10 protein-coding genes are annotated in these 11,842 nt (G+C 52.9%); 9 read left to right on the top strand and 1 reads right to left on the bottom strand.

The window, feature by feature from the left end; translation table 11 throughout:
• Window positions 1-77 precede the first annotated feature (77 nt).
• The 9 genes from glcF to QPM17_RS10535 all read left to right on the top strand — a co-directional run bounded on the left by glcF (window position 78) and on the right by QPM17_RS10535 (window position 9,291).
• A complete protein-coding gene (gene glcF, locus QPM17_RS10575; RefSeq protein WP_285390675.1) occupies window positions 78-1,286 on the top strand; it encodes a glycolate oxidase subunit GlcF in 1,209 nt (402 codons plus the stop codon).
• Between the two features lie 424 nt (window positions 1,287-1,710).
• Window positions 1,711-2,697 (top strand): thiamine pyrophosphate-dependent dehydrogenase E1 component subunit alpha, encoded by a 987-nt coding sequence (locus QPM17_RS10570; RefSeq protein ID WP_285390674.1) that lies wholly within the window; start codon window positions 1,711-1,713, stop codon window positions 2,695-2,697.
• Between the two features lie 30 nt (window positions 2,698-2,727).
• A complete protein-coding gene (locus tag QPM17_RS10565; RefSeq protein ID WP_285390673.1) occupies window positions 2,728-3,756 on the top strand; it encodes an alpha-ketoacid dehydrogenase subunit beta in 1,029 nt (342 codons plus the stop codon).
• Window positions 3,753-3,986, top strand: a complete 234-nt coding sequence (locus QPM17_RS10560) for a biotin/lipoyl-containing protein (RefSeq protein WP_285390671.1) — start codon at window positions 3,753-3,755, stop codon at window positions 3,984-3,986. The genes QPM17_RS10565 and QPM17_RS10560 overlap by 4 nt, the downstream gene beginning before the upstream one ends.
• 69 nt (window positions 3,987-4,055) lie before the next feature.
• Complete coding sequence (locus QPM17_RS10555; protein ID WP_285390670.1) at window positions 4,056-4,691, top strand: 2-oxo acid dehydrogenase subunit E2; 636 nt, start codon at window positions 4,056-4,058, stop codon at window positions 4,689-4,691.
• Window positions 4,678-5,448 (top strand): lipoate--protein ligase family protein, encoded by a 771-nt coding sequence (locus tag QPM17_RS10550; RefSeq protein ID WP_285390669.1) that lies wholly within the window; start codon window positions 4,678-4,680, stop codon window positions 5,446-5,448. The genes QPM17_RS10555 and QPM17_RS10550 overlap by 14 nt, the downstream gene beginning before the upstream one ends.
• A 76-nt stretch (window positions 5,449-5,524) precedes the next feature.
• On the top strand, window positions 5,525-6,085 hold the full coding sequence (locus QPM17_RS10545) for a gluconate 2-dehydrogenase subunit 3 family protein (RefSeq protein ID WP_285390668.1): 561 nt from the start codon (window positions 5,525-5,527) through the stop codon (window positions 6,083-6,085).
• Window positions 6,086-6,098: 13 nt separating this feature from the next.
• Window positions 6,099-7,676 (top strand): GMC family oxidoreductase, encoded by a 1,578-nt coding sequence (locus tag QPM17_RS10540; RefSeq protein ID WP_285390667.1) that lies wholly within the window; start codon window positions 6,099-6,101, stop codon window positions 7,674-7,676.
• Between the two features lie 409 nt (window positions 7,677-8,085).
• Window positions 8,086-9,291 (top strand): porin, encoded by a 1,206-nt coding sequence (locus tag QPM17_RS10535; RefSeq protein ID WP_285390666.1) that lies wholly within the window; start codon window positions 8,086-8,088, stop codon window positions 9,289-9,291.
• A gap of 98 nt (window positions 9,292-9,389) precedes the next feature.
• On the opposite strand, the gene QPM17_RS10530 is transcribed toward QPM17_RS10535, so the two are convergent.
• Window positions 9,390-11,369 (bottom strand): sigma-54-dependent Fis family transcriptional regulator, encoded by a 1,980-nt coding sequence (locus QPM17_RS10530; protein ID WP_285390665.1) that lies wholly within the window; start codon window positions 11,367-11,369, stop codon window positions 9,390-9,392.
• Window positions 11,370-11,842: the final 473 nt, after the last annotated feature.

Genomic DNA, 11,842 nt, shown 5'->3' with positions numbered 1-11,842 from the left:
TGGATGTGCCGAAGGAGCGTGTTTCAGAAGAGGGTTACCCGATCACCTGTGCTCCAAATTCAGAAAGCAGGTAAACAATGCAAACCAACCTAGTTCAACAATTCGCCAACACCCCGGAAGGCCAGGAGGCTGAGTCCATCCTGCGAGCCTGCGTCCACTGCGGCTTCTGCACCGCCACCTGCCCAACGTACCAGGAACTGAACGACGAACGCGACGGCCCCCGCGGCCGCATCTACCTGATGAAAATGTTCCTGGAAGGCGAAGAAGTCACCGAAAAGTCCCGCGAACACCTCGACCGCTGCCTCACCTGCCGCAGCTGCGAAACCACCTGCCCCTCCGGCGTCAAATATGGCCGACTGATAGACATCAGCCGCGGACTGATGGAACAGGAAATGCCGCGGCCGCCTCAGGAGCGCTGGATTCGCTGGTCCCTGGCCCGCGTGCTCCCGAATCGACGGCTTTTTGGCCTGCTATTGCGCATTGGCCAGATTTTTCGCCCGGTATTACCTGGAAAACTTCGCACCAAGGTGCCGCCCAGAAAACAGGCCAGCCCATGGCCGGCTGCCAGCCACGAACGCATCGTACTGGCGCTGGCCGGCTGCGTTCAGCCCTCTGCCACGCCCAACACCAACGCAGCGGCTGCCCGCGTGCTCGACAGGCTTGGCATCACCATGGTGGAAGCACCGGAAGCCGGCTGTTGCGGCGCTGTGAATCATCATCTGTCGGAACACGAAAAAGCCCTGGAAGCCATGCGCCGCAATATCGACGCCTGGTGGCCCGCCATCGACGCTGGCGCGGAAGCCATTATCATGACCGCCTCCGGTTGTGGTGCCATGGTTCAGGAGTACGGCCACCTGTTGCGAGACGACCCGGTTTATGCCGCGAAGGCGCAGAAAGTCAGTGATATGACCATCGATCTTGGCGCCTTCCTGTTAGATCAGGACCTGGAAAAACTGAACGTCCGGAAGGATGCCGGCAAGGTTGCCTTCCACTGCCCCTGCACCCTTCAGCACGCCATGCAGCAGAGTGGGGTAGTCGATCAGGTGCTGCGCAAAGCGGGTATCGAGCTGGCGGACACCAAAGAGAAACACCTGTGCTGCGGTTCCGCAGGTACCTACTCGATTCTCCAGCCTGAGCTCAGCCAGCGCCTGCTGAACAATAAGCTAAAGGCTCTGACGGTAGACAACCCTGACAGGATCGTTACCGCCAACATCGGTTGCCAGATGCATCTGGAAACCAGTGCGAAGGTGCCGGTTCAGCACTGGATTGAGCTTCTGGATCAGTAAGCCCACCGTTCGAAGTCAGCGGGTATAACCCTCTGACTTCGCCCCTCCAAGGGCTTTTTAGTCCTACTCCTACTAAGACACCTCTGCTCCATGTCCCAACCAGGTCAGTCTCTTTAAGCCTGGAATCGAGGTTTTGTTGGTCTCGATCGATTACTGCTTGTCCCGAAACGTCTACCAAAGGCGGAATGCACCGCGCAGCTGTTTGATTAAGCCATACCGTCCCCGAACCTGGCGCAAGGTGTCGCACTCGTTGCGACAGAGTGTTCCAGCCTTGGGGTTTCTTGCATACATAAATGCCTATAAACAATAACTTAACCTATGGCATGAGAGATGCAGAAGAGGTTTAAGACAAGACCAGAAAGCTGCGCAGACTGTTTTAAAAGCAACTGTCTGTCACCGCATCACTGCAAAAGGGGATATAACAATGACGCCAACCCAGGAACAAGAAATCTGGATGTACCAGAACATGGTCACCAGTCGATTCTTCGAGGAAGCGATCGAGAAGATTTACATGGAGGGCAAAACTCCAGCGTTCAACATGGCCAAAGGGCCAATTCCCGGCGAGATGCATTTGTCCAACGGGCAGGAACCCTGCGCCGTGGGTGTGTGCGCGCATTTGAACAAGGACGACATCGTCGTTTCTACCCATCGCCCCCATCACGTGGCCATTGCCAAGGGCGTGGACCTCAAGCGCATGACGGCTGAAATATTTGGCAAGAAGTCCGGCTTGAGCGGTGGTCGTGGCGGCCACATGCATATTTTCGACCCCAATGTGAACTTCTCCTGTTCGGGGATTATTGGGGAGAGTATGGGTGTTGCAGCAGGTGCGGCGCTGTCACGAAAGATGCAGGGCAAACCGGGTGTGGCAGTCGCCTACCTGGGTGAAGGTGCCGCAAACCAGGGTGCGTTTCATGAAGCGCTCAACCTCGCCGCAGTCTGGAAACTGCCCGTTGTTTTCGTGATTGAGGACAACGCCTGGGGTATATCGGTCGCCAAGAAGGCCAGTACCGCAGTCAAGCACAATTCTGACCGGGCATCGGCCTACTCAATGCCTGGTGTTCATATTCCGGATAACGACCCCGTTCAGGTTTTTGAAAAGGCGGGCGAAGCCATTGAACGAGCCCGAAACGGAGAGGGGCCTACGCTTATTGAGATCGAAACGTCCCGGCTGGCAGGTCACTTCATGGGTGACGCTGAGGCCTACCGTCCCGCCGGTGAAAAGGAACATCTCGCTGAAATCGATCCAATCCCTGCTTTCAAGAAACGGCTGAGCGAGCGTTACCAGTGGACTGAGCGGGAGGATCAGGCTCTGAGAGAGCAGGCACGAGAAACCGTAAACGCTGCCATCAAGTACGCCCGCGACAGTGACTATCCGGCGCCGGAAGAGGCGTTGGACAAAGTGTTCGTTTGAGATTCAGGGCTAACAACCAGGAGAAGAACAATGACGCAGGTGAAAGAAAAAGAACGCAAATTAACCATTGCCCGTGCCATGGCCGAGTCCATCGCCATGGAGATGCGTGAAGACGAAACCGTGTTTGTGATGGGAGAGGATATCGGTGAGCTAGGTGGCGTATTTGGGAATACCCGCGGATTGTATACAGAGTTTGGTGCCGAACGGATTAAGGATACCCCGATTTCTGAAACAGCCTTTATCGGTGCAGCGGTCGGCGCCGCCTCGGATGGTATGAAGCCCGTCGTTGAGCTGATGTTCGTCGATTTCTTCGGGGTCTGCTTTGATGCCATCTACAACATGATGGCCAAGAACACCTACTTTTCCGGTGGTGAGGTCAATGTGCCAATGGTGCTGATGACCTCAACCGGCGGGGGCTACAGCGATGGCGGTCAGCACTCCCAGTGCCTGCATGCGACCTTTGCTCACCTCCCGGGGATGAAGGTCGTGGCACCGTCTAATGCCTACGATGCCAAGGGTTTGATGACAGCAGCCATTCGTGACCCGAACCCGGTGATCTTCATGTTTCACAAGTCACTGCAGGGGATGGGCTGGTTAGGCACCGAGAAAGAAGCCATCGTCCATGTGCCCGAGGGGACCTACGAAGTGCCGCTGGGGAAAGCAACCATCACTCGAGAAGGAACCGATGTCACGATCGTTGGTATTACCTCGGGCGTGCACCATGGCTTGAAAGCTGCGAAAGAGCTTGAGCAGCAGGGCGTCAGTGCGGAGGTTGTGGATTTGCGTTCGCTGGTGCCGCTGGACAGGGAAACAATACTCGAATCCGTGAAGAAGACTGGCCGACTGATTGTTGTGGATGAGGATTATCACAGCTACGGCATGACTGCTGAAATCATCGCTTCGGTTGCCGAAGTGGGCGTTCCCATGAAAGCTCCGCCCCAGCGGGTTGCCTATCCGGATATACCAATTCCGTTCACTCCGGTAATGGAGCAATGGGCTTTGCCCAGTGCGGAGAAAATTGTAAATGCGTTCTCAAAAATCAAGGAGACTGAACAGTGAGCACTGAAGTACTGATTCCGCGCGATTTATGGGAAGAAGATGATGAGGCGGTTATTACGTCGTGGTTGGTAAGCGATGGTGCCAGCGTATCCGAGGGGGACATGATCGCGGAGCTGATGGTAGCGAAAATTCAATATGAATTGTTCTCACCGGCTACCGGCACTTTGACGATCCTGAAAGAGATTGATGACGTGGTCGCTAAGGGCGATTGCGTGGCGACCATCGCATAGATACCTGGAGCTCACGCCATGTCAGATAACGATAAAACCAACGTGATCCCCCTGAGAGGGTTGCGGGGCATGATAGCCAACAACATGCGACGCAGCCTCGATGAGGCTGCGCAACTGACTCATCAGGCTGAATGCGAACTGGACGCTTTGCTGACCTACAAAAAAACGCTCGCAGAGAGAGGGACCAAGGTATCAATTGAGGACTTGTTGGCCGATTGCGTTGTGAGAACGTTGGCAAGGCACCCAGGACTGAATGGTCGCCTTGAGGATAAAGAGATACATCTCTACCGCAAGGTTCATTTAGGCTTCGCCATTGCCCTTCCTGGCGACAAGCTGATTGCGCCAGTGGTATTCGATGCAAATGAGAAGACCTTGACCGAAAGGGCTGACTCTCGAAGAAAACTGCTCGAGCGTGCAAGGGCTGGGAATCTGTCGGTACCCGAAATGACTGGGGGCACGTTCACCCTAAGCAATCTGGGGCGGTCCCGGGTGCGCTTCTTCACGCCCATCATCAATCTGCCGCAGTTGGCAATTCTGGGAATCGGTGAGGCATATACCAGGCCAGTCGAGGATTCAGACGGTCAGTGGGTTGTGCGCCGATTCATGGGGCTGTCGCTGACCTTTGATCATCGTGCTGTAGATGGCGGGCCGGCGGCGGAATTTCTCACTGACCTGTGTGGGGTGATTGAGCATGTTGGCGATTAAACACACCCTTGACGCAGGTCAGGAGATGACGCAAGGCAACTGTGCGTACAGTGCGCCCATGCCCATCCTCGACGGGCTGGCGCTCGAGCAACGGTTACTTGAGCAGGTCACTTCCGGGCAGAGCCGCTATGGCTATGCCATATGGAGAAGTCATCAGGCTCTGGTTGTACCTCGCAGTGCTACCCAAAGACCCGGCTTTGAGGACGCATCCAAATACTGTGAGTCTCAGGGCTGGCCGGTGGTCGTGCGTAGTACCGGTGGGGAGATGACGCCGCAGACGTCTGGATTCATCAACTTGTCGATGGTGGTTCGTAGCAACGGTGCTAAGACCGGCATTCGTGAAAGTTACGCACTGATATGCCAGCCGCTTATCCAATGGATGGCTGCGATGGGCATTCATGCATATTGCTCTCACGTCGATGGTGCGTTCTGCGACGGCGATTTCAACCTTGTGGTCAATGGCAAAAAAATTGCCGGAACCGCCCAGCGCCGCAAGCGCCTCAGGATTCCTGCACTAACCAGCCAGGAGGAGGACACAGCGATCCTGCTGCATGCCGTCATTCTGTGTGATGAGGGATTGGAACGGGTCTGGAGAATTTCCAATGAATTCTACAAAGCTTGCCAGCTTCCACCGTTCATTATTGGCGATCGTCATATTTGTATGTCTGCCATAACGAAGGAGCACGGTGAGCCTTTTATCACTAGAGCAATAAGAGACTTGGACAAGGTTGTACAACAACACATCTCCATGCTCTGAAGAGTTGATCAAATTGTCGTTCAACGGAACCGTTTGATCATAAAACCAAAGTAACCAGAAGGTAACCGGAGGGGTTATGAACAATGACAAAAAAACGGAAAACCACCCGAAAAATGCAAGCCCTCAACTGAGTCGCCGTGGCTTTATTGCAGGTTCTGGCGCTGCATTGGTCGGTGGTGCTGTGTTGATGTCCGGCACGGGACTATTTGCTGCGGATAGCAAAGCGGCGCGGAAAATCGGAGAGGAAAGCAACCGGACACTGCTGCGGATGGCGCGGGATATTTACCCCCACGACGATCTTGAAGATAAGTACTACCGGCAGGTAATGGTACCGCTTGCTCAGAAAGCCGAGACCGACCCGAAGCTGATGGAGCTTCTAACCGTCGGGGTAGAGGCTCTGAATCAGGAGTCGAAAGCCCGATATGGCACAACATACCTCAACGTTGAAACAGAGGACGAGCGAGTTGTCGTGCTGAAAGCCATAGAGCCTTCTGCCTTTTTCCAGAAAATCAAAGGCGATCTCATGATGGGAATTTATAACAACCCTGAAATCTGGAAAAAGTTTGGGTTTGGTGGTTCGTCATGGGAGCACGGTGGCTATATCAACCGCGGTTATGACGAAATCGATTGGATTTGAGGGGGGCAGACAGATGGCTAAGTTTGATTTGAATGACGACAGTTTGGTGGTAATCATTGGCTCCGGTGCCGGTGGTGGCACCCTGGCTAATGAGTTGGCACAGAAAGGCATTCGTTCAGTTGTGCTGGAGGCTGGCAAGCGGTTCAAGATGTCAGATATCGAGAACGACGAGTGGAAGATGTTTGGCAAGATTTCCTGGCTGGATAAGCGGTACGTTGAAGGTCCTGCCCGATTAGCGAAAGACTTCCCGAATTTGCCTGCGTGGATCGTCAAGGGCGTTGGTGGCGCCACCGTGCATTGGGCCGGGGTTGCGATGCGGTTCCAGGAGCATGAGTTCAAGATGAAAACTACGAACGGTACCGTGCCGGGGGCGAATGTGTTGGACTGGCCGATTACTTTGCAAGAGCTGGAGCCCTACTATGAGAAAGCCGAGAAAAAGATGGGCGTCTGCGGTACCAAGGCCACCGGCATGCCTTTCCATGGTAAGAGCAGCCACTACAAAGTGGTTGCAGAGGGTGCGAAACGGATTGGCGCTCATTGCGAGCAGGCACACCTGGCAATCAATACCCAGCCTCGCGATGGGCGGCCTGCCTGTCAGGTTGCAGGCTTCTGCATGCAGGGCTGCCGTATCGGCGCAAAGTGGTCGACCATGTACACCGAAATTCCAAAAGCCGAGGCCACCGGAAACGTTGAGGTGCGCCCAGAGTCTATGGTGCTGCGCATTGAACATGACGCGAACGGTAAGGCTAATGGCGTGCTTTACGCCGATGCCAATGGCAATAAGCATCTGCAGAAGGCGCGTGTTGTGGCCGTCGCTGGCAACTCCATCGAGTCCCCGCGGTTGCTACTCAATTCGGCTTCCAACATGTTTCCAAATGGATTGGCAAACTCTTCAGGTCAGGTTGGCCAGAACTACATGACCCATACAACTGGCGGCGTTTACGCGGAATTTGAAAAGCCCGTCCATATGTATAAGAGCACGGTTGTGCCTGGAGTTGTTACAGAGTGGCAAGATAACGACCCTACGCGTGGACATCTAGCAGGTTACGAACTGGAGATCCTGCATCTGGGCCTGCCGTTCATGTCTGCGTTCATGAACCCTGGCAAGAGCGGCTGGGGCCGGGAATTGGCTGAGTCACTGGAGAATTATGACCACATGGCGGGATTCTGGATCTGCGGTGAAGATATGCCTGTGGAATCCAACAACATCACTCTGCACCCGACAGAAAAGGATCAGTACGGACTGCCGGTGCCAGTTGTTTATAAAACCGACCACATCAATGATACCCGAATGCGTAATCACGCTTATGCGCGCTCCAAGGAGCTGTTTGAGTCGGTGGGTGCGTTCAAAGTGAATGATCTGCCGCCTTATCCGGCCAGTCACAATATGGGGACTAATCGCATGAGTAAGCACGCCCGTGACGGTGTGGTCAATCGTTGGGGGCAAAGTCACGATATCGACAACCTGTTCGTCTCTGATGGCAGTCAGTTCACGACGAGCGGAACAGAGAATCCGACTCTGACGATCGTTGCTTTGACTATTCGGCAGGCAGATTATATTGCAGATCAGATGAAGAAAATGAATATATAAAAGTTGCATGCTTCTAATATCATTCTAATTACTGCATTGTTAATTAAAGCCCCGCAAATTTTGCGGGGCTTTTTTTGTTTTCAGATATACCTATTAATTTAAGGTTTACATTTTGTGTCATTGAGTTGGAACACTCTGTGTCGATAAATATCATGCAGCGGATATAACAAATAAAAGATATCAAAATACTGTTTCAATTCAGTTAATTGCATATTTAATTGTTTTGGCATTGATGTTGCTGTTAATGAAATTGAAAATTCGATTAGCGGTAAGTTTAAAAGAGGCTTATATGGAAAAATATATTTCATTATAAATTGCTGTTAAACAGTTGATTGTTAAAAATTTTAAATGGCGCGATACGGAATAAGCCGGCGCGCTCTCTGCCTAAAACAATAAGCAGGAGTAAAAAATGAAAATTAACAAAATGTCTAGAATAAGCCACAATATCCACCGTCCGTTGACATCGCTCGCGGCAGTTGGACTGTTGGGTGGCTTGGCAACTACCGCAATTGCTGACGTTCAAATTGGCGAAGTCGCTAGTACTCAAATATCAATTTACGGCATTCTTGATGCGGGAATACTCTATCAAGATAACGTAACCACCAATGGCGGCAGGAAGCTAGGCGTGGAAACCAGCGGGCTTACCCCGACTATCCTCGGCTTCAAAGGATCGCGCACTCTGGATAACGGTTGGAACGCCTTCTTCAATTTGGAAGCCCACTTCGACCTTGATACCGGTATGTTCCACGGTTCCGGTGATGCGGAAACCGATGCTGATGACGGCAGCGGCCGGCTCCTCTTCCGGCGCCAGGCCAATGTGGGTCTTTCTGGTGACTGGGGTACGGCTATCATCGGCCGTCAGTATGGTCCCGCCGTGTTAGCCCATCTTGGAACCGAACCACGTGCATTCAAAGAACAGTTTTCGAATACTTATGCATGGGCCTACAGCCAACTGTTTACCACAGTAAACGATTCGGCGGGCCAAGCGGGCAGGAACGCGAACAATGATGTCGGTTTCTTCTTCAAAAACGCGGTGCAATATCGCAATAACCTGGCTGGTGTTGACTTCGGGATTCTCTATTCTTTTGGGGGGCAGGAAGGCTCTACAGCCGAGGGAGATGTTGTATCTATTGGTGCCGCCTACACTGCCGGGCCCCTTACGCTATCCGGCTCTTACCAGAATATGCGTGACCAACAAACCTCTGAAGACCTGGTTACAAGCTGGGCTTCAGGGGCAGCATACAACGTGGCTGACTGGACCTTTAAGGTCAATTTCATCAATACTGAAAACAAAGATGCGACCGGCGCTGAAGTGCTGGACCTGGACGCTCTGAGTTTTGGTGTTGATTGGAAGTGGAGCCCCAAAAACAGTGCCACAGTTGCTTATTACATCAACGAAGACAATGCGCCAATCACCAGCCCCGAAAGCAAGTCATTGGTTGTCAGCAACGATTATAACCTTTCTGATTCAACTAGCCTTTACGCCCAAATGGCGTATGTCGATGCCGATGACATGGGGGTTGTTTCTCAGTATGCCACTTCGATTGTCGCGAATCCGGCCCCGGTCAATGACAAGACTACACTAGTCAATGTTGGTGTGAATTTCGCGTTTTAACACCCGCCGGATTATAGTTCAGATCGAGTCAACCCATAGCTCGCCCTACCCGGTACAATCGTGCCGGGTTTTTATATAAAGAAAGCGAGGCTCCCTGTCTAGCTTTCTTGGGGCTCTAGCAGCAGTCCGTGCATTTTGATTTTTCGGTGCAGTGTTGATCGGCTTACCCCCAACGCCTTGGCGGCCCTGGTGACTATCCAGCGATTCTGCTCTAGTGTGGCAATGAGACGCTCCCTCTCAGAAGAGGAATAACTGGAACCCGGGTGGTCAGAATGTGCTTCTGGTAGGTCTGGGACAATGTCTGCGTCGCACGGCTTAAAAACTTCATCTGGCAGGTCATCAAGCTGTATCCGCTCGCCATCGCTCATACAGACCGCATACTGGAGAACATTTTTTAACTGTCGGATGTTACCCGGCCACGGGTAATTGGTCAGAGCCTCTTCCGCTCGTGGTGAGAGGGAGATTGGGGCGTCCCCTGGCTTGAGCCCGTCCAGAATCTTGTGAACCAGATGGCGCTTGTCATCCCTATCCTTCAGGGAAGGCAGCGCAACCTTGAACATACTGATCCGGTAATAGAGATCCTTTCGGAAATCTCCTTTACTCACATAATGTTCCAGGTCTCTGTGGGTGGCGCAGATCACGTTGATATCAACGGGAACAGGTTTCACCTCGCCGAGGGGTACTATTTCGCTTTCTGCGAGTACACGTAACAGCCTCGCTTGCAGTTCCGTTGGCATGTCGCCGATTTCGTCCAGAAATAAGGTGCCGCCATTACTCGCTTCAATCTTGCCGATCTTGCCGGATTTCAGCCCTCCGGTGAACGTTCCGGCTCCGTATCCAAAAAGCTCACTTTCAATGAGCGACTCTGGAATGGCAGCGCAGTTTACGGTGACAAAGGGCTTATTCTTGCGATCGCTGGCGTCATGAATGGCTCTTGCCCAGACCTCTTTGCCGGTGCCCGTCTCGCCCTGTAGTAAGACGCTGAGGCCTTTATCAATGATGCGAGTGCATCGCTTGGCCTGCTGAAGTAACGCCGGATCCTCTCCTGCCGCTTCAAACAGTTTCTGGTGGCTGGTGTTTAGTGCCGACCTGGCTGGCGGTAGCGAAGGCGAATGAAGGATTGAGGGCTGTCTGGGTTGGCTTTGAAGCGGCGTCGCATTCAGTGCCATCTGATACTGGTATTCCTGCCCATTCATCAGGAACCGATGGATCAAGGGGGAGGCCTCGGTCAGCTTGTCAATGCTGATGTTGAAAGCGTCCTTGAAGTTCTTCCCAACAAGGTCGTACCGGTTTCGGCAATTGAGCTGAAGTAGCGCTGGGGTCGTTGCAGCGACAATCGTGCCCGCCTCGTTGAAAGCAATCAGCGATGTGGTAGCGTGGAAGGAGTCGGTGAGACTCACAACATACTGGCTCCTGTAGGCTTTCCGGAAAATGAGTGCCTCAATTTCGTCAGCGGTTTCTGTGACGAAGTTGAGGGCGAGCGCCTGGGTCATTCGATTTCCACTGGCAAAAGTGGACATGTCCAGTGCCCCCAGGACGGCACCGTCCGCGCCGATGAGTGGTGCAGCTGAGCAACTGAAGGAATGAAGGGTTTTGCTGTAGTGGTCGCTCGCGTCTACTGTGACCGGGCGATTTTCTTCAAGACAGGTACCCAATCCATTTGTGCCAACAATAGCTTCCTGCCAGAGTGTTCCCAGGCGAATACCTTTGGACTGCAGTTCGAGGGCGAGGTCTGAATCGGTAAATGTTTTGACGGTAGCGCCTTCGGCATCGCTGATCAGAACGCTGTAGCCACTCTGTTTTGCAATTCGGCGGACCCGCTCTAGAATCGGCGCCGAGTCGAACAACAATTGTTCGAGAGGTTCCCGTTTTTCCCGGATCTCGTTTTCGGTAAGGGTATGAAGTTCAACCTTTCGCTGAGGAGAGATTCTGTGTTTGTCTTTGCAGCGTTCCCAAGACGTCTTGATGTAGCTTGCATTGGCTCGCTCGTCGAGGAAGGGGTCTTGACTGGATGAACTGCCAGATTTGCGAGTGTGGCGCATATTCTCCTCCTCACTAGCACCATGGCCATTGCTCATCAGGTCATGGTTTGATTATTGTTATCTTCTCCGATCAGACCCTTCTGCCGAGCAATTTTAGTGGGAATGCAGCTCAAGCTCATATTCCGGAATACTCTAGCCCTCCCTGGTCGTGGTTCCCAATTGGTCGGCAGTGAGGCACTGTCGAACGTGCTGGATTTCATTATTGCATCCGTAAAGTACAGCTCATATAGATGTGAAAGTCAATTAAATTGGTCAGGATCTGGCCACATGCACAGCGTTACCAAGGGTGTCGTTTCATTTTCGGCTCAACTCGATAAGTTGCGAAAAAAAGAGCGCGGGAGCCGCGCTCAAAAGCCCTGAGTGGCAGCAACAAACCAGAACTCAGGGAGATCCCACACTGAAGGCGGAGACAAGGCTGAAAGCCAGCAAATTCGGGGCCAATCATAGATTTTCCAGGGCAGGCTGTCGGTTGTCCGGTTGGGCCTGCATATTGCCGCCGGGTAAATCCG

The organism is Marinobacter azerbaijanicus (assembly GCF_030250645.1).
GTDB lineage: Bacteria > Pseudomonadota > Gammaproteobacteria > Pseudomonadales > Oleiphilaceae > Marinobacter > Marinobacter azerbaijanicus.
Note: the sequence above shows the minus strand (reverse complement) of the source record. Positions and strands in the feature narration are given on the sequence as shown.